Origin of the sequence: Agromyces sp. Soil535 (genome assembly GCF_001428255.1) — a bacterium.
Lineage (GTDB): Bacteria > Actinomycetota > Actinomycetes > Actinomycetales > Microbacteriaceae > Agromyces.
In genome coordinates, this window is sequence record NZ_LMRW01000011.1 from 46616 (window position 1) to 68890 (window position 22275).

At 64.7% G+C, this 22275-nt stretch carries 20 protein-coding genes; 5 read left to right on the forward strand and 15 right to left on the reverse strand.

Translation table 11 applies throughout. From position 1 onward, the window contains the following. Position 1 precedes the first annotated feature (1 nt). Positions 2–3799: a MobF family relaxase gene (gene mobF, locus ASG80_RS09260; RefSeq protein WP_056729896.1), complete on the reverse strand. Its 3798-nt coding sequence runs from the start codon at positions 3797–3799 to the stop codon at positions 2–4. A 223-nt stretch (positions 3800–4022) separates the two neighbouring features. Between mobF and ASG80_RS09265 the strand changes: the two genes are divergently transcribed. Next, complete coding sequence (locus ASG80_RS09265) at positions 4023–4358, forward strand: hypothetical protein (RefSeq protein ID WP_056729897.1); 336 nt, start codon at positions 4023–4025, stop codon at positions 4356–4358. 19 nt (positions 4359–4377) lie between these two features. Further along, complete coding sequence (locus ASG80_RS22905) at positions 4378–4956, forward strand: GNAT family N-acetyltransferase (protein WP_082590044.1); 579 nt, start codon at positions 4378–4380, stop codon at positions 4954–4956. Positions 4957–5250: 294 nt separating this feature from the next. Here ASG80_RS22905 and ASG80_RS09270 read toward each other — a convergent pair whose 3' ends face one another. From ASG80_RS09270 to ASG80_RS09315, 10 genes are all read right to left on the reverse strand, one after another. After that, a complete protein-coding gene (locus tag ASG80_RS09270) occupies positions 5251–5559 on the reverse strand; it encodes a hypothetical protein (protein WP_056729898.1) in 309 nt (102 codons plus the stop codon). Between the two features lie 23 nt (positions 5560–5582). Continuing rightward, entirely contained in the window at positions 5583–5909 is a 327-nt protein-coding gene (locus tag ASG80_RS09275; protein WP_056729899.1) for a hypothetical protein, read from the reverse strand. Between the two features lie 12 nt (positions 5910–5921). Further along, on the reverse strand, positions 5922–6167 hold the full coding sequence (nrdH, locus tag ASG80_RS09280; RefSeq protein ID WP_056729923.1) for a glutaredoxin-like protein NrdH: 246 nt from the start codon (positions 6165–6167) through the stop codon (positions 5922–5924). Positions 6168–6884: 717 nt separating this feature from the next. Then, positions 6885–8279 carry a ParB N-terminal domain-containing protein gene (locus tag ASG80_RS09285; RefSeq protein WP_056729900.1) on the reverse strand — a complete coding sequence of 465 codons (1395 nt, stop codon included), beginning with the start codon at positions 8277–8279 and terminating at the stop codon, positions 6885–6887. 88 nt (positions 8280–8367) lie between these two features. Next, complete coding sequence (locus ASG80_RS09290; RefSeq protein ID WP_156401748.1) at positions 8368–8778, reverse strand: hypothetical protein; 411 nt, start codon at positions 8776–8778, stop codon at positions 8368–8370. A gap of 413 nt (positions 8779–9191) precedes the next feature. After that, complete coding sequence (locus tag ASG80_RS09295; protein ID WP_162256616.1) at positions 9192–14273, reverse strand: helicase; 5082 nt, start codon at positions 14271–14273, stop codon at positions 9192–9194. After that, positions 14237–14806 carry a hypothetical protein gene (locus tag ASG80_RS23530; RefSeq protein WP_056729903.1) on the reverse strand — a complete coding sequence of 190 codons (570 nt, stop codon included), beginning with the start codon at positions 14804–14806 and terminating at the stop codon, positions 14237–14239. Before ASG80_RS23530 ends, ASG80_RS09295 begins: the two co-directional genes overlap by 37 nt. Positions 14807–15065: 259 nt before the next feature. After that, positions 15066–15713, reverse strand: a complete 648-nt coding sequence (locus ASG80_RS09305; protein WP_056729904.1) for a hypothetical protein — start codon at positions 15711–15713, stop codon at positions 15066–15068. Positions 15714–15778: 65 nt separating this feature from the next. After that, positions 15779–16015 (reverse strand): hypothetical protein, encoded by a 237-nt coding sequence (locus ASG80_RS09310; RefSeq protein WP_056729905.1) that lies wholly within the window; start codon positions 16013–16015, stop codon positions 15779–15781. Positions 16016–16383: 368 nt separating this feature from the next. Next, entirely contained in the window at positions 16384–17094 is a 711-nt protein-coding gene (locus tag ASG80_RS09315) for a hypothetical protein (RefSeq protein WP_056729906.1), read from the reverse strand. A 29-nt stretch (positions 17095–17123) separates the two neighbouring features. Here ASG80_RS09315 and ASG80_RS09320 point away from each other — a divergent pair, with 29 nt between their 5' ends. Both ASG80_RS09320 and ASG80_RS09325 read left to right on the forward strand, forming a co-directional pair. Continuing rightward, complete coding sequence (locus ASG80_RS09320; RefSeq protein ID WP_156401750.1) at positions 17124–17708, forward strand: hypothetical protein; 585 nt, start codon at positions 17124–17126, stop codon at positions 17706–17708. Between the two features lie 11 nt (positions 17709–17719). Next, complete coding sequence (locus tag ASG80_RS09325) at positions 17720–18802, forward strand: competence protein CoiA (RefSeq protein ID WP_056729908.1); 1083 nt, start codon at positions 17720–17722, stop codon at positions 18800–18802. Positions 18803–18854: 52 nt separating this feature from the next. Here ASG80_RS09325 and ASG80_RS09330 read toward each other — a convergent pair whose 3' ends face one another. Continuing rightward, positions 18855–19256, reverse strand: coding sequence for a hypothetical protein (locus ASG80_RS09330; RefSeq protein WP_056729909.1), 402 nt, complete (start codon positions 19254–19256; stop codon positions 18855–18857). Between the two features lie 90 nt (positions 19257–19346). Between ASG80_RS09330 and ASG80_RS09335 the strand changes: the two genes are divergently transcribed. Continuing rightward, positions 19347–19802, forward strand: a complete 456-nt coding sequence (locus ASG80_RS09335; protein ID WP_056729910.1) for a hypothetical protein — start codon at positions 19347–19349, stop codon at positions 19800–19802. Here ASG80_RS09335 and ASG80_RS09340 read toward each other — a convergent pair. The 3 genes from ASG80_RS09340 to ASG80_RS09350 form a co-directional block, all read right to left on the reverse strand. Then, on the reverse strand, positions 19799–20521 hold the full coding sequence (locus tag ASG80_RS09340; RefSeq protein ID WP_056729911.1) for an RES family NAD+ phosphorylase: 723 nt from the start codon (positions 20519–20521) through the stop codon (positions 19799–19801). The two genes, ASG80_RS09335 and ASG80_RS09340, sit on opposite strands and share 4 nt — an antisense overlap. After that, entirely contained in the window at positions 20518–20859 is a 342-nt protein-coding gene (locus ASG80_RS09345; RefSeq protein ID WP_156401751.1) for a hypothetical protein, read from the reverse strand. Before ASG80_RS09345 ends, ASG80_RS09340 begins: the two co-directional genes overlap by 4 nt. 189 nt (positions 20860–21048) lie before the next feature. After that, entirely contained in the window at positions 21049–22152 is a 1104-nt protein-coding gene (locus tag ASG80_RS09350; RefSeq protein ID WP_056729913.1) for a HigA family addiction module antitoxin, read from the reverse strand. Positions 22153–22275: the final 123 nt, after the last annotated feature.

Here is a 22275-nt window from a genome sequence, read left to right on the forward strand (position 1 = left end):
GTCACCACGAAGGGCCTTGGCCCCGCTCACGCTCCTCGGGGCGTTGGGCGGGGTCGTTCTCTGTCTGGCTCTGCTCGGCCTGCTCGGCAAGGTCGCGAGCCCGGCTCTCGAGGTCGCGGCCGCGATCGACGACCTGAACATGAGCCGGCTCCCGTCGTTCGACGACCGTGGCTCGCGCGTGCTGCCGTAGGCGGGCATATGCGGCCGCGGCGATCGTCGACTCGTCCGTGTCGTGCTCGGGCCGTTCGCCGAGAGGCCGGTTCGGGTCGGCGATGTGGTGGAGGTCACGGTAGGCGACGATGGTGCCAAGGTCACGTCGGCCGGCCTCGTTGAGACCGTCAACACCGAGGCGCTGAGCCCATGCCGGGCGGGTCTCGACAACGTCATCGACGAGGTGCTCGACGCGATCGGCGATCAGATCGGCATGCTGGTTCAGCCAGACTCGGAGTTCGGGGTTCTCGCCTGCCTCGGGCGGCGGTGCGGTGACCCACGCGGGCAGCTCGTGGCCAGTGTGCTCTGCCGGTCCGAGACGGTGGTGGTAGATCTTCGCGAGCGATTTGATGCCCGATTCGGGGTCGAGGTCGTCGGGGTGATAGAGGCTGGCAGAGAGCTCGCCCAGGTCCTTCCCCGCGGCGTGGTGTGCGTCGAGGCGGACTGCGAGCTTCGACCACGCCGGATCCTCGATGAGCTGCTCAACGACTTCCGGTGGGAGGTGTTCGTGAAGCGAGGCAGCGACGGCGGCCGCGACCTCGGGAGTGAGAAGGCGGGTGTGGGCGTCCTCGTACTCGGGGATGAGGCGTGCCAGGCTGACGCTGTGGTCGAGTTCGTGCTGGATGGCATCGTTCGCCGAGAGCTCGGCGCCGGTGCGGTTGAGCACTCGAGTTAGGGCGGCACGGATGGAGGTCTCGTCCTGGTCGACGACATGCCCGTCGAGGTGCGCAAGCTCTTCGAGGTCGACGTAGGGGCGGTTCACCTCGCGGCCTCGGGTGAGTGCCACGTAGAGCTGCTCACGGCTGGTCTGGTCGGGGTCGACAAGGATGTGTGCAGCGTCGACGGTCATTCCCTGAGACCTGTTGATCGTGGCCGCGTACCCGAGCTCGACGTGGGCCCGGACGTACTCGGCGGGGAGGGTGAGGACGCCGCCGTGACGGAGGCTCTTGACCTTCATCCGACCATCGTCGGTGGTTTCAAGGACCGTCCACATGTCGGCGTTCGCGACAAAGTCCTTCCCTTGGTTTGCGCGGAGTCGACGGTCATTCTCTCTGGTGACGATGGTGTCGCCGGCGCTCGCGTTGTTGCCGTCGTGTAGGAGCAGCTCGCCGGCAGCTTCCACGACGCCAGCAGCGATCTGGTCAGCGCGAGCCCGGTGATTGAGCGCTGCAACCTCGGCGTTGGTTCCGGCGATCATGATGGCCTGGAACCGTGTGCCGTCGCCTCGGGTTCGAGCACGGTCTACGGTCCATGCCGCGTAGATGTCCTCGAGCATCGTTTGCCGGAGGCCGCCTCGTGCGCGATCGCGCTCGAGGTAGAAGCCCAGGCCGGCGGGGTTCCCTACGCGGAGCTTGAGAGTAGCGGCAGCCTCGTCCTTGTCGACGAAGCGGTGGACGGTGTCGAGGTACGAGGCCGGGGTGCGCCGCTCGAGCATGCGGAGCGCACCACCTGACTCGACCGCGGCGAGCTGGGCTGGGTCGCCAAGCAGCCGGATCGAGCATCCGTGCTGTTCGGCAAGGTCGAGGACCGCGGTGAGGGTTGCCGTATCTGCCATGCCTGCTTCATCGATGAGCAGCACAGTGTGTTCGTCGAGCCGGTACCGGGCGCTCTGTCGCTGCTCCTCGGTACCTGTGGAGTGGATCTGAATGAGCTTGTGGGCGGTGTCTGCTTCGACGTCGATCTCTTCGGCGAGGACGGTCGACGCGACCGCCGAGGGTGCGAGCGCGAGCACTCTTCCCCCGGTCGCCTCGACCGCGCGAGCGAACAGCCGCATGCTGGTGGTCTTGCCCGTTCCGGCGGGGCCGATGCCGACGGTAATGCGTGTGCCGTCCTGCGCGAAGCGGCGCGCGAGCTCGATCTGGGATTCGTCGAGCGGATAGCGAGAGCTTGCCTGGAGCAGCTCGAGCGTGTCGGCGAACACCTGGTCGTCGACGATGAGACCGGCGCGTTCGGTGCCGGCCGTGATGAGGCGGTCCTCGCGGTCAAGGACGGTGCGTGTCGTGAACCGGTCGCCGCGGTGCTGCACGTAGACACTTGTGCGGTCTTCACGGCGCAGCTGCTCGGGAACCGGGTTGAGCTCGGGGGCGGTTACGCGAATGCACGCTTCGAGCGCGGCCTTGGTGACCTGATCGGCGAGCTCGTCGACGTCGACAGTTCGGACGTCGGCGACACGGCGGGCAAGGCGTTCGGCCTCTGCGAGGACGATGCCGAACTGCCATGTCGAGTAGTTCTGGCCGACTTGGTCGACGACGTCGGCCGCGAGTTCGTCAACAGACTTGGTTGCGAGTGCACGGTCAGCCTCCTTCTGTTCGACGGTGCGCTCGAGCGGCTGGGTGACGGTTGCCGCGAGCTGCTCGACAGCTTGCTCTCCGAGGATCTGAGATGCGGTTTGCTTCCACTCTTCGCGCTGCTCGCTCAGCTTCTTCGGGGCAGCCTTCTGGTCCCTGGTGTCAAGCGTGGCCTGCTGCGCCAGCCGCAGTTGCGTGCTGCGGTCGGGGGAGTGGCCGTGCTTGGTCACGTAGTCCGCCACGAGTTGTTCGTAGGCGTTCTCGATGCTGTGACGGCGGGATGAGAACGTGGACCGGAGTTCTTTATCGACCCCGGCGATCTCGCGCACGGGGAGCTTGCCGCGGCCGCGTGGTTCCTCCACGAAGGAGATCCCGAGTCGCTCGCGCAGTTCCTGTTCGATCCGAGAGTTGTACCGTTCAGAGGCGGCGACGCCAAGCTGGAACAGCACTCTTCCGTCGATGGAGCGCCACTTCCCATCGACGCCCTGCACCTTGTTCGAGACAGCAACGTGGGTGTGCAGATTCGGGTCGCCGGTGCGTGAGTCGTGGTGATCGAACGCGGCCGCGGTGAATCCGCGCGTGTTGATCTGAGCGACTCCACCGGCGCCAACGCGGGTGAGTGCTGCCTCGGACTCGAGCCAGGCGAGCGTTGCTCGCCACGCCGTCTCGTGTGCCTCGCGAACCTGTCGGCTCGTCTGCTCGTCGCTGAGCGCCCAGAGCACTGAGACGCTCTTGACGGGAGTGAACACGAGGTCGAATCCTGCGACGGGTTGCCGCGGCTGCTTCCCCTTGTCCGAGAGGAAGGTCGATACCTCCGCGTCGTTCGGTTCGCGTTCGAGGCGCTGCTGCAGGAGTGTCTTGGCGACGTTCCAGCGGATGAGATCACGCTCGACGCCGACCTCGGGGTCACGATCGTTGTCCTTGCGGAAGGAGTCGTAGGCGGATGCGATCGAGTCCCGCCATCCGTCGTCGATCTGCTCGGGCTTCATGAATCTCCGGCCGAGTCGTGTTGCCTTGAGGGCATCTTCTGCGGTCGCGCCTTCGGCCATGAGCTGCGCCTGCAGCTTGTCAGCGTTCGGGTGGAGTCCTTCGCCGAACAACGCTCGCATCTGTGACTCGTCGACGCGCCCGTCGATATCAAGAATTTCGGTCCCTGACCCGACCCAGATGCCCGGGGGGTTTCCGTCGACGGTGTAGTAGTCGGTCAGGTCCTGGCCGCGTGTGCGGGTGTGGTCAGCGGACGCGACCTGGCGGGTCAGGTAGGTGTATCCGTCGCCCGCGTGAAGCGGGTGCACAGTCATCACGAGGCTTCCTCGCGATTCTGAGCCGACTTCCGCATATGGCCACTTTAACACCGGACACTATTAGTGCAAGAGGTGTGTTGTTCTCGTTGGTGGTGTGGCTTGGTGGGTCGGGCTCTGGTGCTGCTGCTTCATTCCCTTGTCCGGTTGATTGATGGTTTGAGAATGGGCTACTGGGTAGGGTGGTTCTTGACGAGGGGATGGTGTGATCGGAGTAGCTGAGATGGCAAAGGTGCAGGGTGACAAGGTGAGTGCTCGCGAGCGGGTGCGGCTTCGCCGCCTCGAACTGGATCGTGAGCGGATTGAGCGGGATCAGCTCGTTGACCAGGTCGCGGAAGAGTTCTTCGTGGCGAGCGGTGGACGGGACAACTTGCTGGAGGAGGTGCGGCAACGGGAGGCGGAGATGGCAGTTTCTATTGCCCGGCTCCTCGATCTTCGCGAGGCGCCGGCTCGCGTCCAGCAGTTGCTCGAGCTTGACGTGAAGGAGTACCGACGTCTCGCTGGCCTCGTCGAGAGTGACCAGCTCGTCAAGCCTGCCGTTGTGGCTCCGGCAGGCTAGGCGGAGGGCTTCGAGGACAATGGCAGCTGAACTGGATTCGCCTGCGAAGGTTCGCATCGAAGTTCTGAGCCGGCGTGATTCTCACGGCCGGGTCGGGGCGAATGACCTTCTCCGGCGCTATCACGGGACCATCGCGGCGATTCCTTCGGTCGAGGACGAGGCAGCCCAGCGGGCGATTGTTCCCGCACTTCCTGGGACCGAGACCGTCGTGGCATTGGTCGATGGACAGCTCGTCGGTGTCGCAACCGCATGGGTTCGGATCGGCGGGTTGGATCAGCTTGCGACCGCTCTCGGCTGGGATCGCGCGGTGGAGTGGTTGACCCGGTGGCGTGTGTTCACACACATCGCGGTCACCGAAGAGCATCGTGGGTACGGTGTCGGTCGTCGTCTCGTTGGGCGTCTGGAGGGGCGCTGCATCCGCTCGGGAGCGGCCGGCCTGTGGGGTTTCGCAGAGGAACTGCCGGCCCCGTCGGCTCCCTTCTACGAGACGCTCGGGTATGTCGTTGCAAAGCGAGGCGACGGCCTTGTGCTCGATGGAGTTCCGGTGGCGCAGCCGCCAAGAACTCGAGTCGGCCAACTCTTCATGCGGCAGTTCTAGGACAGCACTACCAGCAGGAGGGGGCGACCGGAATGGTTGCCCCCTCCTTCGTTCGTGTGTCAGCGTTACGGAGTTGTGGCTCGTTGGCGGGGCATCCGGCGGATGGCGATGAGGCCGGCCACCAGTGCTGCGGTGAGTCCTACGCGTGGCCAACTCCAGTGTCCGGCGAGAGCGTCGGCCCCGAGCGCGACGAGCGCGAGAAGGAGAGTCGCGGTCAGGGCGCACGCCGGAATCAGCGTCAAGATGAGCCAGGTAATTGTGGTCTGAGCGTTCAATGTCATGGTGGTGGCTTCCCTACATGGAGATGCTCTGAGCGGCGAGCTCGAGCACGATCGGTGGGGCGGAATCGAGGGCTTCTTCTGGGCGGAGCGCGCGATCGGAGAACCGTAGTTCCGTGCGGTATCTGGGGCGGGACAGAGTGCCATCCGCGAACACGGTGCGGCCTCTGAGTGTCGCGCTGAGGTGTTGTCGGCGGTGGTCGACCGTGATGCGGATCTCGGTCACTCGCGCCGTGATCGGATGCTCCGTCAGGGCATGGGTCTGCGTGCAGTCGAACGGCGCGACCTCGTAGGTGAAGGTGGTCTTGGTGGGTGTGTGAGTCATCGTGAGCGTCTCCTTCTAGCCGATCATGCGGCACCGCTGGTACCGGGGATCCGGGTGGGTACGTCGACCCAAGGGATGATGTTGGGCCGTGCTCGGGTGATCATCTGTTCGCGGCGCTGCTGCTCTAGCTCGACGTGGCTCGGGCCGATCGAGACGGCGGTCGGGTTCGCAATACGGCACCAGTAGTCGACATCCTTCCGAGCGTCGGCGAGCTCGGCTTCGAGGGCCGCGATGGCGTCAGCGTTGCGGCGGTTGCGGTCCTTGAAGTCGTCCAGCGCGTCGGCGTAGCCGACGGCGTAGAGGTGGACCTGCTCGGGGTCGAGGGCCGTGAGGTCGATCGTCAGCATCATGCTCCCCTTCGTTCAGGCGGCGCGGCCGATGAGTTCGGTGGCGAGTTCGTCGATCTTGTCGGGGCGGAATCCGGACCAGTGCTGGTCTCCTGCAATGACGACCGGCGCCTGCAGGTAGCCGAGCTCTTTCACCTGCTCGAGGGCTTGCTCATCGGTTGAGAGGTCGACGACGATGTAGTCGATGCCCTTGGCGTCGAGTGCTCGATACGTCGCGTTGCATTGCACGCATGACGGCTTCGTGAAGACCGTGACCGTGATCTGTTCCATGGTGTTCATGAGCTCCTCCTTCGAGAGATTCCTGCTGTGCTGTGGGTGAGGGCGGTGCCATCGATTCGATAAATGGAATGCCCTCCGGGTGGGTGTGGGAGTCAAGGGGTTGAGCCACGCCCTGCCTGCATGGTCTTGGTGCAGAGGAGCGGAGCTCCTTCCCTCACCATCAGTGGGCTGCGTGAGCGACGCCCCTTGACTCCCACACCCACCCGGAGTACTCCGCCTTGGCGGATCGAGGGCACCGCCCCCCGCGCGCCTGGCGTGCGTCGCGCCCTTGGGCGCGAGGAGAAACCGCCTGGCCTCCGGCCGGTCGATCGTTGGCTTGCCGGCGCCGGCCGAAGGCTCACCCTGGGGTGTGATGGGCCGTCCATCGCTGTGTGCAGGTCCGACCGAGCTCTGCGAGGAAGGAGCTGTGCACGGTGGAGGCGGGTCATGCCGTCGCGGCCGACCCCAGGTACCAGGTCGTGGTTGTCCACCTGTGGGCAGGCCAGCCCGAAGGAAGTAGCTGGGTTGTCCACAGGTGGTCAATCACCCCGTGTCGGAGCCGGATTCGGCGGGAAGTCTGGGCCGCGCTTGCGCGGGCTGGGGGAGTGGTGAGGGGGCTCCGTCCCCCTCGCGGGTCGCCCCGGTAGGGGCGGCCCACAGCACGAGGGAGAAGCCGGTCGGTCCGAGCGGGGGAGTTGCTCGGACCGACCGGCCGGGTCGTCAGGCGACCTCTGCCGTGTCTGGCTCGGGGTATCCGGCTGCGATGCGCTCGACCGGTGCGAGGTGGTAGCCCCACGCTTCGAGTTGCAGCAGGTATGCCTTGTCGGTCTCGTTCGGGGTGCGCCACGACTCGCGGCTGGTGCGGTTCTCACGGATTGCGAAGGCGATCGCGAGGTTCACGTGTCCGGCCGTGCGCGGGTCGTTCTCGACGTGGGCGGCGAGCCGCTTGGAGTCGGAGTACCCCTCGATGTTGAGCAGAGTCTGAGCCCCGCCGATGTAGTTGTTCACGTCGCTGGCGTGACGGGTGAGGGTGATCGCGAGGAACTCGCCCGCGTCCTTGGGCAGCTGTTTCCGGGTCAGGAATTCGACCAGCCAGTCGATGCGCACCTTGGTGGCTGCGTCCCAGTTTTTGTTGTTCTCGATGAGTCGGCGGCGCTCGGCACGGCGCTGCTCCCGGGCGGCTTCCTGTTCTTCCTCCGGCAGCGACGAGACGTCGACCTTGGCGTTGCGGTGGCCCCATCGTGAGTGGTGCAGTTCGGGACGGATGCACACCGCACGCTGGTCGGTGCTCGGTTCACCGTCGCGGACTGAGACGCTGATGATGATCGCGTTGCCGGGGCATCCGGTGTGCTGGTCGGCGTCAAGGCCGGGGCGGTCCTCTTCCTCTGGGCGGGCGTCGGTGAGCTGGTGGAGGTTGGTGTAGTCGTAGTCGTTCCGCTCCATGACGGTGAATCCGGCCTCGCGGAGTTCCTCGGCCGTGTGCTCCCACGCAGCCGAGATGATGCGCTCGTTGCGAAGCTTCTGCGTGACCCACGGCAGCTCGTCATCGTTGTACTGGAGGATCGTGCTGCAGGCCTCGGGGTCATCTTCGAACTCGACGAGTGCGAGCGCCATGTCGAGGCTGACCACCTCGTCGAGCGCAGCGCGTGCGACTTCCGATGCTGCGACGGTGACCGACGCCTGCACCCGGTCCTTGCGGGTGCCGGTGGCCTTGGCGATCTTCGCGACGCTGAGGCCTTCGAGTTCGAGCACCCGGTAGGCGTCGACTCGTTCGGTCTCGGTCATCTCGGCGCGTCGCTCGTTCTCGACGAGCTGGCCGACGACGCGCTCAGCGACGGTGGCATCGGTCGCGTTCATGTAGACCGGGATGGTCGTGAGGCCGACCTCGCGGGCGGCGAGCACGCGGCGCTGCCCGTACCGGATGTACACGGTTCCGTCGTCCGCGCGGCGACCGCTGACCGGCGTGACGACGCCGTTGCTGCGCACGGAGTCGAGGAACTCGTCATCAAGGACAACGGCTTGCTGGCGGATGTTCTCTTCGAGCACAACCTGCGTCGGGTCGATGTGCTCGACCTGCGCGATGGCAGGTGTGTGGGTGGTGATCGTGGTGGTCACAGTGGTTCCTTTCAATCGATGTAGTCTGGTGAGACCGGCCAGGAACCGTGGCAATTCCAGTGCTACGGGTCCCGGCCTTCGTCTCGTCTTAGTGGGACAGCAGTGCGGTGATCTTCGCGCCGTCGAGGGCGAACGCGCGGTTCGCTGCCGACCACGCGGAGGTCACGCGAGCGGCCTGCTCGTCGCTCAGACTGAGCGGCATTCCTCGCACGTCGGAGGCGATGAACAGGCCCGGGCCGCGAAGGATGCTCGCGCGGCCGACATGGGCAAGCATCAGCGACATGGTGTCGTTGATCGGCTTGCGAGGCTCACCGTTCACGAGCATCGACGCCTCATCATCGACGTAGAGTGACACTCCGCCGATGAACGGGACGGCGTCGTACCATCTGGCTGACAGGTGCCGGTAGATGTCCCGGCATACTGTCGTGGTGTCCGTTCCGTCGAGCTCAACGGACATGATCGTGCCCGCGGTATCGACCATCAGCGCTCTGGTTCTCATCGTTCTTTTTCCCTTCTGGTGGGGGGTGGTTGACACGAAGAGCAAGAGCGGTGGGAGGAAGCGGAGTCCCCGCAGGGAGCGGTTGGCAGGAGAACTTTTCCGAGGAGGAGCCCGGAGCCTGCGGAGGGCGGGGGAACGGAAAAGTTCTCCGAAACTGCGACCGGAGGGGGCGCAGCTGACGAGCGCCGCTATGCTCAGCGGGTCAACCACCCACCACCAGACGGGAAAGACCTCCCGGCCGAAGGCCGGGAGGTCAGTGCAGTGCCGGCCTTGGCCGGCTCCTCTTCCCCTTGAGTTCATGCCCAGGTGCGCATCGGATGACCGTGCACTCGTAGAGGTTGCGCTACGCCGCGGGGAGTGGTGAGGGGGCCGGGCGGCCCCTCACGCGGCGCCCCGGTGGGGGCGGCGCCCAGTTACCATCCGATCTCGCGCCGCGGCGTTTGAGTGAGGCCGATTGTCGTGCTTTCCGTCGCCTGGTCCTCGGTCTGCAGAAGCCGTCGGGCGCGCACGTCGATCGACTCAGTCTTGCGCTCGGGAGTCGCTGGCACGGGTGCTTCGGTCGTCGGTTCTGGTGCTGCTAGCTTTGCGAGTTCGGTGTTGACTCGGTCCAGCCGGCGCTGGGCTTCGCGGAGCTCCTCTTGGCGCTTAAATGGTTGACCCAGTTGCCGGTCGGCGTCGTCAAGTGACTGAGTGGCCTCAGCTCGCCGCCGTTCGGTGTCCGCGATCAGCCGGGGGATCGATGCGGTGCGATGCTCAAGCTGGCGGACCAGTCCGAGAGTCCCGGATCCGAACTCGTCACGCGGAATGTGCACAGCAGCACCCGGCACGTCGCGAAGCTCGACGACGACGGCCGGACGTCCTGCGATGCTCGTCGCCATCGCGTCGATGTCGAATCCGCCGAGGTTGCCGAGGTTGCCGAGTGGGCGTTCGACGTGCACCGGGAGGTACCTGATCTGTGTGCGCGCGGCCCAATCGGTGATCGCGGCCGCGGCATCCGCTCGCTTGCCGAACTCATGGCCGGCGACGGTCATCCGGAATCTGTCCTCGCTCGTATCGATCGCGCGCGGTTCGGCTACCTGGAGTGCGTCGAGCTCGACGTCGAGAAGTTCGAGGCGACGGGTCATGTGCTCCTTGGTGTGCACGAGGTTGGACTGATCGCGGTGCCATGCACGCTCGAGGCGCTGCAATTTGGCGACCTCGTTCGCGACGGTGGACTGCTCGAGCAGCAAGGGATTGCCGGAAGCGAGCGCCTTCGTCTCGGCGGTCGAGAGGGCGGTGTCACCGATGTCCTCGATCTCTCGTACATCGAGGCGGCCACGCATGATCTGGGCGATGAATTTGGCTTTGCGCGATACGGTCTCCCACATGTAGCCGTCGAAGGAACCCTCGACGACGTATCGGTAGACTCCGACCTCATCGTTCTGGTTCAACTGTCGAACGATCCGGCCGTCTCGTTGTTCGACGTCGGCCGGTCGCCACGGGCAATCGACGTGGTGCAAGGCGACCGCTCGGGCCTGGACGTTCGTTCCCATGCCCATTCGACTCGTCGACCCGATCAGGACAGCGATGTGTCCGGAGCGTGCGGCGGCGAACATCCGCGCCTTCTCAGTGTCGTTGCGGGCCTCGTGGATGAATCGGATCTGCTCGGCCGGCACTCCGTGATCGGTGAGGCGCAGCCTGAGCTCGTCGTAGGCGTTCCATCGCTCGGCATTCGGTGTGCCGAGGTCACAGAAGAGCAGCTGCAGTGCACCTCTGTTGGGTGAGGGCTGCCCTGTCTCCTGGTCGATGTACTCGTTCTCGCGGTTCACATGCCAGATGCGCGCGACGGTCGCGGCGACCTGGTCGAGTTTCGTCGTCGATGTCGGCACCGAGAGGGGGGACACCATGCGCATGTCGAGGGCGGCCTTTCGGCCGTCCGTGGTGACCTTGAGCATGTTGTCGACATCCGGGGTAACTCGGCGCTGCGCGATCGCATCGGCACGGTCGCCGAGGCCGGCGACGTAGCCCTGGAGCTCTGAGGATGGGGCGATCACGATGGTCTCAGGCAGTCGTTGGCCGTCTTCGCGCTGCCGAATCCTGGGGACCGGCAGGTTGAGATCTTCAGCGGTCTTCACGTCGGCGAAGACGTGCCACATGCGCAGCATCTCGGGCACATTCTGGAATGACGCGAACCGGGTCTTCATGCGGAATCGGCCGCCGGCGGCCGGGGCCATCTCCATCTCTGTGACCGTCTTGCCGAACGTCGCCGCCCACGCGTCGAACGCGAGCACGCCGGCGTCCTCGAGCAGGTCTGGCCGAAGGTAGCGCTGCATGACGTGCGCCTCGGTCACGCTGTTCGCAATCGGTGTCGCCGTCGCGACGGTGGCAACACGGGCACCGTGGCGGGCGCGGAGGTACTCGAGCTTCATGAGCAGGTCGGTCGCGCGCGCGGCGCCCTCGATCTTCGCGTCGGGGATCGAGGAGATGGTCTTCAGGTTCTTGTAGTCGTGCATTTCGTCGACGACGACGTAGTCGATGCCGGTGGACTCGAAGATTATGCCCGGATCGCGCGGCTGGTCGACCAGGCGCTTGTGCTGTTCCTCGGCTCTGGCGATCGCCTTCTCGATCTCCTTGATCGTCGACCGCATCTCGGGGTCAACTTTGTCGAGTGCGTCGCGGAGCGTCACGAGCTCGCGATCGATGAACTCCGACTCCGCGGCCGCCGATAGCGGGACCCGCTGGAAAGCGGTACGGGTCATGATGACTGCGTCCCAATCGTTCGCGGCGACCCGGGCGACGAACAGACGTCGCGCTTCACCGGCGAGGTCGTCGCTCGAGGCGGCGAGGATTCGTGCCTGCGGGTAGATCTGAAGCCACTCGCGGCCGAATTGCTCGAGCATGTGGTTCGGCACCACGACGACGGGCTTGGAGACCATGCCCATACGCTTGAGCTCCATCGTGCCCATGACCATCTCTGCGGTCTTGCCGGCACCGACAACGTGCGCGAGCAGCACTGAGGGCTCGGCCAGCATGCGGGCGACCGCCGCGCGCTGGTGCGGCCGCGGTGTGAAGCCTGCAGCCAGTCCTGGCAGGGTGAGGTGATCGCCGTCGCCGGTGTAGTCCCGGAGCACGATCGAGTTGAAGCGGCGGTTATACTCGGCCGCGAGCTCACGGGCCCGCTCCGGGTTCTCCCATACCCACTCGCCGAACCGCTCCTGCATGAGCTCGGCCTTCTCTTGAGCGGCCGCGGTCTCGGTCGGGTTCAGCACCATGCGAGTGGAGCCATCGTCCTTGATCTCGTCCTCGACACGGATCGGTGCTTGCGAGAGGACAGATTGGGCGATGTCGATCGCAGACCGCCGGCCGGTGCCCCATTCGCTGGTAGCGCGGACGGAATGGCGGTTGCCCTTCACGGTCCACTTCGCCGGCAGGGGATTCTCGACGGTGATCGAACGGTCGGCGAGGATATCGCGGAGGAACTCCCGATGCACCTCGGGGCTGATCCAGACTGCGCCCATGCGAGCCTGGATCTCGTCGGCACGAATCTCGGGCGGCATGACTCGCTCGAGCGCGGTGACGTTGACCCGGTAGCGGTCATCGTCGGCGGCCGCGGTGCGTGCAGCGTCGAGCTTCTGGCGTACGTTGCCCGAGAGGTATTCGGCGGAATGGATCAGCCCGCCGGCGGGGGAGTCGTAGACGAGCTCGCCGAGATGGCGACGTGCCTCCGGCTCGGAGGTGCCAAGTAGGTGCGCGATTATCCGCAGCTCGACGCGGCCGGTCTGGTCCAGACTCATCGCGACGGCCTCGGCGGGAGTGTCAGCGCCGTCGCGAATCGTTCGTGGCACGACGACGCGTTTCTGCAACAGAGCCGCCGGCGCTGCGGTCTGGTCGGCATCGTCGAAGCGCTCGAGTGCGAGGACGAGCGCGCCCCGCGGGTCTCGGCGGAGCAGCCGCACCGCGGTAGGCGTGATCCGGGCAGTCCCGGGCTCCCCAGTCTCAGGGTCGACGCGGCCGGTCGAGCGGAGCGAGTACCGGTTGATCGGGCCATAGCGGGCGACGTATCGCTGCCAGTCGAGGCGGAGGCCACTCCGGGCGTGCTCGAGCTCGTCTGTGTCGTCTCGTTCGACAGACTCCCGATCGAGCAGCGCTGCGGCCTGGTCCCGCAGACCGAGCAGGGTGCGCAGTTCGGCGGCCGCGGTCTTCGGTACCTTCAGCGGTTCGAGACCGCCGGCCTGCACGAGTGCGAAGTCAGCGCGGCCGTCTGGAAGGATCGTGCCGTCCCAGTGCTGTTCTGGGGCCGGTCGGTACTCGGCCTTCTGTGCGATGCTCGACACGCTACGAGGCGCGCCAAGCAGCCGGTGCTCCTCGGCGTCCGCGATCACTCCATCGAGCGCGCTACGCAGTCGGGCCGGCGTCTCGTGGAGGTCACCGGCCGCGACGTGCAAGGTCTCCGCTCCGTACATGCCGGTGCCGACGTGGAGTTCACCGAGGATGTTCTCGGGCCGGGTGTCGAAGTAAGAATTGAGCTTCACCAGGTGCCCGTCGATCTGCCGGGCCGTGACTGTCTCCCACAGTACCGAGGCTGGCGGGACGCCGGGGTCGCGACGGCGGAAGACGACGAGGTCAGTCACAGCTTCCGTGCCGGCGGCGCGACGGTGCGCACCGGAGGGCAGCCGGACGGCGCCGACGAGGTCAGCAAGCTGGTTCATCTCGCGCCTTGCGGCCGGATTTTGAGCGTCGAGGGTGTACCTCGACGTGAGGACCGCGACAAGACCGCCAGGTCGGGTCAGCTCGAGGGACTTAATGATGAAGTGATTGTGCAGAGCATGCCCGCCGCGGTTGTGGGTCGGGTCATGGAGCACGACGTCGGCAAACGGCACGTTCCCGACGACAGCGTCGAAGTGACCAGTCGGGAAGCGGGTGTCGGCGAACGACTCTGCCCTGATGGTGGCGTGCGGGTAGATGGCCTTCGAGATCGCCGCGGTGACCTGGTCGAGCTCGACGCCCGTCATCCGGGCGTGCTCAGGCGCGAGTCCCACGAATGTGCCGGCGCCAGATCCCGGCTCGAGGACGTCGCCGCCGGCGAACCCGAGCCGGCCGAGCGCACCCCATGTCGCTGCGACGTACGCGGGATCGGTGTAGTGCGCGTTCAGCGTCGTGCGGCGTGCCTGTGCCCATTCCTTGTCGTCGAGCAGCTCTCGCAGCTCAGCGCGCTCAGCCGTCCACGCGTCCTTCGTATGGTCGAATACTTCGGGGAGTGCTCCCCAGCTCGACCACCGCGCGAGCACTGCCTTCTCTGGTGCCGTTGCAGACCGTCCCTCGTCCTCAATCCGCCGCGATAGGCGGATCGCCTCGACATTCGCGGCGTAGCGAGCCTTCGCACCAGAGGGTGCAAGCAGCTCTTGCGATGCGGGCACGAACCGGGCCCCCGTCGATGCCCCAAGCTCGTGGTCGACGAGCTCGTCGACCACGTCGAGGGCTAGGGGTTGCTGAGGTCCGCCCCTGCCTTCATCCAAGCCTCGAACCGCTGATCCGCGGCGGCCGCCACGAGATCCTCCCGGTCGTTCCACACCTTCCTCGGCAGCTCCGCCTGCAGCATTTCCTGCAAGAAGCTCACTGGGAGCATCCACCGGTTCGCGGTCTCCTCGAGCTCGTCCGCCAACGGCATCGTCTCCGCCATCCAGAAGGTCTCGACCCAATCGATGATCGCCTCGTCCATCGGCCGCACCGCGTCCCACTCCTCCCGGAGCTCTGTTGGGCTCATTAACGCGGACGTCTCCGGAGGCAGGAACATTAGGTCCTGCTTCACCAGCTCTTCGGCCGTGATCCTCGCCGAGTTCAGCCTGGCCACCTTCTCCAAGTAGCTCTCGTCCGCGCTGTCCGTTCCCTGCAGCTTCTCCGTCGCTTGCTCGACCTGCTGGGCGATCTCCTCGCCCAGCCCCGAGAAGAACGTCTCGGGATCCTCGAGCGCCTGGTACCTCGAGGGGAGGTTCTTCAGCCAGTACTCCTGCGCCTCGCGGCCGTACGTGTTCATCATCGTCCCGATCATTTCCAGAGTCCTCTCGCACGTCGTCGAAGCTAAGTGTGCCGTCGAGCAACTGCTGCTCGACGGGTGAAACCGGCGCTGTCCGCGCCTGCTCGAGCGCCGCATCTGCGGACTCGGCCTCGAGTCCCCAGATATCCAGCTCGACTTGATGGGCGGGAGCACTCCGCCGTCGACGACCAACCAAAGTGTCTGTCCTTCGCCACCATCCCCTCGTCAAGACGGCACGTTAACAGATTCAGGTGATTGCGAGCGGAGATTCCCATCAGTTGCTCCCTCCTATGGTGAGGTATCCGACCGGGCCACCGGCCGAGACCTCGATGGTGCTCGACATCACCTGCTCTGCCGGCACCGCGAGCCAGTCGGGCAGGTCGGGGGAGAAGCGCGTCACCATTCCTGGCCCGACTCGAGCCAGTAGGAGACCTTCGAAGTGGTGCCGCTCGAATCCTTCATTGTCGAGCTGGATTGTCCCGGCGTGCGCGTCGGCGCCGAGCATGAACAGCGCAACTGGGAACGTGGCAACGGTTACCGCGAAAAGCCCGTTGTCGACGACCCTCTCAGGATTGCATCGCCACCATCGGAGACTCGCGGCCGCAAGTACCTCGTCGGTGAACCCCACGTCGAATCCCAACCATTCGCGGTTGTCGTCTGGGTACCGCGACTTGGACGGCTCGCCTGCATCCGTTCGCAGAACGGTTAGCTCGCCATGGGTCGTGACCAAGCGAGGCCGGCCCGTGAGACGGTCGACCGTCTTTGCATCAACCCTGCCTCTCGCGTCGTCGACGAGCGGCAGCATCCCTGCCCTGACCATCTTCGTTAGCGACGCCATATTCAGGCCGAGCGCGCCAGCCGCCTGGCGCTTCGTGATCGACGCCGTCTCCTCGAGAGGAGAGGTCGCGAAAGTGGGGAACATGTCACTCCGTTATGCGTTGTACAACGCACGGTAGCACACGCCTCCGATTCACGTCACTCTGTCGTCTACACCGCCGCCGAGTCAGCAGCACAGACGACCGCCTCGACCACGTCGGTGCTGGCGATGGCATCGCGACGTTCAAATAGATGCTCGAGGACCGTTGGTCGCAATTCATAGAGATGCATTGCTTTCCTGCGGTCGACGTTGCCGCTGATGTGAGCCAGACTCGGACGCACCCGAAAGAACCAGACGGCGCGCTGCGGCATCGAGAAAGGCCGATCCGTGCGGAACAGTCGGGACATCGGTCGACAGAACATTGGATCGAAGCGAACGACTTCGCCAACACGGAGCTCCCGTGACGTAACGTGCCAGATCGATTCGATAAGGGCGACTCGCTCAGGATCGACAGGCGCGCCCGCGGATCCACGAACAACCAGCCCCACAGCCGTGAGGCCGGCAGCTCCACAGGCAAGAAGAAGAACCCACGGCGGGAGCGCGTTCAGTATGGCCAGACAGAGGGCCCATGTAGCTACGGCGGAAGCAGCAGTGAATGCGACAAGCCAGATGAACCCCTCGACTGTGAAGTAGGCCCGAACGACGCGCCAGGGATGCGCCATCAATCCCTCCGCTCACTCATTCCAACTGAGCCCGTGGAGCTCAAATGCCTGGTTCATAACCCGTTGGGTCTGCCGAGCTCGTGACCGGTACGGCGCTCGTACTCGTCACGGCTGATGGAACCCTCGATCCACCGGTCGAGGTCGGTCTTCTGGCGCGAGGGTGAGGGAGTGAGTTTTCCTGGGATGTGCCATCGGTTCGGGACGCTTACATAGCGGGTGGTTCCCTCGATGGGCTCGGTCCGTCCCAAGGTCACGACGAGGCCGGCCCAATCGATTTCGAGGGCTTGGACGACATTTCGCATCTGCCGAGCGGCGTCCACCAAGTCTTCCTCTGTCACCTCGAGATGTGTGCGCGATACGAAGTCGCGTCCCCGAACCTGGACGGTTACTTGGTCCTCGGTCAGCGCCCATCGGGAGTGCAAAAGCAGATTGCGCTGCTTCATGGATTCAGCAGCCCAGTCGATGTGATCGCGAAGCATCGGCGAGTACAGGTCGTGTTCGGCCCGTAAGGGGATCATGGCCCGGATGCGCTCGATCTTCTGCCCGAACGGAAGACGCCCCGTGAGTGCAGCACCGACCCCAGGGTTCTCGTCGATCAGCTCGTCGAGGATCACCTCCACGACGTTCTCAAGCTGGGCCGCGAAATACGCGAGCTCTCCCAATGCGCGCAGCTGGCCATCGCTCAGCGGAAGAGCTCGATTTGAAGCGGTGCTCACGAGGCCGAACTCTAGCGTCGAATCGCCATGGATGCGGCCGCGGAGCATGTCGGCAGGATCTGTGAGACTCTGCAATCGTGGCCCTGAAACGATCGGCGAACCCGGAGCGCGAGCTTGCTCGCGTGAAGCTCGATATTGCCCGCTGGAAGCGCTCCCGAGCAGCTCGAGATGCGTTTCAGCGAGGTTGGCGTGGCGGGTATGGTCTGGGAAGGAGCGACGAACGTGACCGGATTCCTGACCGGCAGCCGCATGTCGGCTTCGACGGGCACCCTCAGGTCGAGCTCTACGGGATTGAAGTCGACGAGGGCCTCGCGCCTTTGCTCGATGTGCTCTGGCGCCTGGGGCTGGACACCCAATACTCGTGCCAGGGCCACCCCGATCACTACCTGCCTAACCACCCGAGCAGCTGGGAGGCGGCCACGCAGATCTTCTTCACCGACGTCGATCAGGCGCTGAAATTCGTGAAGAAGTCCATGGAACTGCTCGGGCCCCATGCGGCATATCACGAGGGCGGTTTCCGCATCAGCGTTGCCAGCGGCATCGATTCGCCAGTTCTTCGTGGAGACGTTCGTTTCTCTCCGACGCTGATCGAGCCTCTCCTGTCGTCGTGGACGACATTCGAGGCGGAACTTGCAGCCCGCGCCTCAGCCCACTCGGGCTGAGGAGAAGACGGATGCCGCTCGTTGGGATGCTCGACGGTGAACGGGTGGTGGCACCACTCACCGGCGATGAACTGTGGCAGCAGATGAAGGCTGGCGCCACCGTGACGCTACCTTGCGACGCGCGTGCCGTGCCCAAGCAAAGCAAGTACGGGACCCGGTTCTTCGCGCACTGGCCCGGAAGCCACTGCGACGTCGAGCACCGCCCAGAGTCTGCTGAGCACCTCCGCGCCAAGGAGCTCATCCTCCTCGGCGCGCACGCTGCCGGCTGGGACGCGACCCCAGAAGTCCCAGCCCCGGATGGGGCCTGGATCGCCGATGTCCTCGCCAGCTCCGGGACTAGTCGCGTCGCGCTCGAGGTGCAGTGGTCGCAGCAGACACCGGAGGAGTACCACGCGCGCACCGCCCGGTATCTCGCCGACGGGATCGACTGCTACTGGTTCGCCAGGCACGAGAAATCCCTAGGCGGGTACGACTTTCACCTCCCAGTGTTCGGACTCCGAGGAGACGGTGGAGATTTCACCACGCTCCCGGGGTCGAACACGCGGTGGTTCGATGATCACGGGACGGGTCTCGAGGAGACGGTCACCAACCTGCTCGGCGAATATCCACGCAGGTGGCGACCGTTGGCCGAATCCGAACAGGGCTTTGTCGTCGAGTGGATCTGGATGAACTGTTACCGGTGCTCCGGGTGGTCTCGGATCTGGCGTGTACCCGACGAGCGCGCGTTCCGGTGTGGCGACTGCGGCCGCTCCGGAACCCGGTTCGGACACCGTGGAGGGATCAGCTTCCTCGATCCGCTTGACCACGTGAACGTCTTCCCCGCGGACCCGCCTATCGAGATGCACGCTGACGTGCTACGCATCATCGGCCAGCTCGACAAGCTAGCCACGATTACCAAGCGGTTTACGAAGACCAGCGGGGTGCAGCACTACGGCTTCACGTGTCCCCATTGCCGAGCGGTGCTCGGCAACATGTTCATCCGGAACGACCGCGGCCACACCTGGAAGGAAGACCAGCGCCTAATGGGACCGGCATCAGATCGCGTGCAGACGCCACTCGAGCTCGGCGGGCACTGGTGCAAACCCAGCTCGTGATTGGGAGAGCCGACGTAAGCGCAGCCGCAGGACGTCCCGACGACGAACTGGACTAGCCGCGGCGACCTGACATATCGGAGACGAACGCGTCACCGAGCCAGCGCCATGCTTCGGCGGAAGGCCCGTCTCGATCACCGATGTGCTCGAGGGCTTGCTCAGCACCCCACCACTCGTAACTCTCCAGAAGGTACGGCTCCATCGTCCGTCCCAGATCGAACGCACCGATCACACCATTGCGGCGCTCGCTCTTGGAGATGTAGATGTAGGCCGACCTCTCGGAGACGCTTGGGAACTCGGACCGCCACGGCCATTCGCGCCACGCCGCGGAGAACGCGAACTCGATGTTCATCTTGGACGACGACATCCCGGAGCCACCTACCGCGACACATGCGACCGCGAGCGCTTCGACCACGGTCTTCCACTGCTGATCTTTCGTCAATCGTTGGACCACCATCCCCCAACCCTCACGCCCATCGACGAATCGGGCTAGCCCCCAAATGCCCGCGGAGCTCGTTCAAAACACCGTGCCGGATAGGCTCTGGGAATGGCCAAGTCGAAGGTGAACAGGGTGGCCGCACGGGTCGCGTCGGAGCTAGCGCGGGTGGTCGCGGTGGTGTCCCCCTTCGACCTCACCACCATCAAAACCGGCCGCGGGGAGTGGATGCTTCGCTCCGGCCTGATCTACCAAAGCGCCTCGTTCCCAATCCCGCCCTTGCGTGAGCATCTCGAGGATCATGCCGATACCCCCGGTGAGTGGACCTGCGCGGACTGTTCCGATTTCCACCGGTGGCGAGAGACGTACGAGCGACGCTGCATTGAGGCAGGAGTTGAACCACTCCCTGTGATGGTCGCTGCGAGCACCCTCCAGCGCGAGGGAGCCGAGTTCCCGGCCCTGGATGCTCCGCAGTCAGCTTTCCTTGGGTTCGTTGCCCTCATGATCGAGACGCCCATGCTGAATGATCACGGTGGTGGTCGCGGCGCGGATGTCGACTCTCTCTAGTCGTTCCAGCGCAAACCGTGGAGATTGAACGCTTCCTGCAGGTCCGAGTCCTCATGGTGGAGGGCGCGGACTTCATCATCTTGAATATGCCGGCTCGTGCGTCCGTCTGACGACCGCTCGAACACCGCCCACATACGGAGGTCATCGCCATATCGGGATCGAAACTCGACGCCGTCGACCAGGTCATTCTGGTCAGCATCGCGGAGGTCGTAGAGCCAATGGGCTATCGATCGTGTGAGGTCTCGCTGGTTGCCATCCTTCAGAAAGGACGCATCAAGCAACTGGGGAGCGAGGTCAAACTTCGCGAACGGGAAGCCCTCCTGAACGGCAGCGATACTCCTCGAGTGGGTCACGAAGCAGTATCGGCCGTCCTGCCGTGCTCGGCCGGCGGCATGATCGTCGAGCCACTTGTAGCCAACCGTGCCCGACGGCGCATCTGGCGCGTGCTCGAGATCCCCGTCCGGGTCCTCGATCTCGTCAAGCTCTGCATCGGTGACGGGATCTGGCCGAAAGTGGGCGAGTACCTCGAGAAGGCACGCCAGCAGAGATTGTCCGGTGTAGAGCGTGCGGAACTCGGCGAGCTGGTCGTCCCATCTGCCGTTGAATCGCCCGTCGGCGGGCGCGTAGAGCCAGTCCGTCCATGCCCAGGGGTCGGGTCCATGACCGACCCTCCAAACCTCGCCGGGATCCGACGTGATCTCCAAGTCCGGCGCGGTCATCCGATGTACGCGAACGCCTTTGCGGCCGCCATCACGTTAGGGCCCACCTCTGCTGGGTCACCTTCGCGGAGGACTCGAGCAGGCGAGACATCATTCAGGGCCGGGTTCATGCCCTTGAACCACGACTGCACGGTCACCGCCTCGTTCCGCTCTCGCAAGAGAGCGGCGATCTGATAGGCCAACCGCAAGCGGTCTGCATCCATCTCGCCGGGGTTCCGGGCGCCGCTGGCCCATTCGCCGACTGGTCGCGTTGACTTCACGTTGCCGATATAGGCAACGAGCCGCACACCGAGCATGTCCCGAAGCCGAGTGACGAGCTCTGGCAGCGTCGCCCGCATCGCGTCATCGTGTGCGCGGAGTCCGGGCTTCTGGGTCGTCGTCGTGGTGGGAACCATACCTCGACGGTACTCCGTCAAAGTGGGAATTGGTAGCTATTTCGCACCTGAAATGGCGGAAAGAATAGCACCCTAAATTGCGCCCATAATAGTTATTATGTCCGAACGTGACCTGCGGGGAACCTGGCTCGCTTAAGTCAGTACCTCTTCAAGATCTACTGTCTTCCGCAGCCTTCCAATAGGACCGCCCCACGTGTTGGTTCGAAACGCCCATTGGCCTGCAACAACGCTCGGATTTACGCCAAGCGTCTTGGCGAGTGAACGAATCCCGTCGACCGTGGTCGTCGATACGAGCGCGTCTTGGTAAGCCGGCGGAATCAGGTGATCTTGCGCGAACGCGTTCGCGGCTGATTCTTGCGAGTCCTCGTCATCGTTCGCTTTGAAACCATCGTCGATGAAGGTACTCCTCTTCGGGTGAAGGAGCACGTGAGCGATCTCGTGCAACACCGTGAACCATAGACTGTCCAAGAACTTGTATCGGCTGGTCACCGCGATCATTGGTGTTCCGTTGATCCATCGCGATACGCCGCTAATGCGGGTATTCGGGATCTCTGGAACAAACACGAGAACAACGCCCGCGCCGAGCAACAGATCCTGTACCTCGCGGAATGCCCTCCCGATGTTGTGGACAGTGAGTCTGGGGATCGCGACGGCCGCTGCCCGAAGCTTCTCTGGATCGTAGGTCGCGGTATTGGCCAGAAGACCGGACGCATGCACTTCCGAAAGCCGAATCCACAGGGCGGTCAGGTTGGGATCAATGGCGTGAAGCTGGCTCCTCTTATAAGACGCCTGAGGCTCGAGCCACGTCTTCTTGTAAGCAAGAGGAGACACGACCTCGAAGAATGCGAGAAGTTTCGACGCGAGCTCGGGGCCGGTATCCCCCGGATCGATCACTTTGCGATCGATGAGCACCTGGCGAGGGAATGACCCTGCCCAGTCGGCGAAACCGAGGAGTGCGTGGCGCTTCTCGTTCCGCGCTTGATGGGCCTGATACGCAGCCTCGAGTCGGAGCCAAGTCTCAGCAGATGTGCCGAGTATCTGTTCCAAGTTCACGGCGACGTCCGGAGAGAGCGCGGCCGTGCCCTTGATAACGAGATTGACGTGCTTGGGGCTGAGCCCGGTGCGCGCCGCGAGCTGCGCTTGGCTAATTGACTGCTTGTCGAGCTCTCGCTGAAGCAAGCGGCCGGGTCGGGGCGCGAAGTCGAACTGGGTGTCTGTGGGCGTGTAAATAGTCATGAGTCCGAGTCAGCTCGCGAGCCGAAGAATCGACCGGCCGCGAACGTGTAAGGCCTGAATGAGAAGTGCTTGTGCCTGGGAGTGGTCAGGCAAGGTTGCTCGGCTTTGAACAGTGCGAGGAAC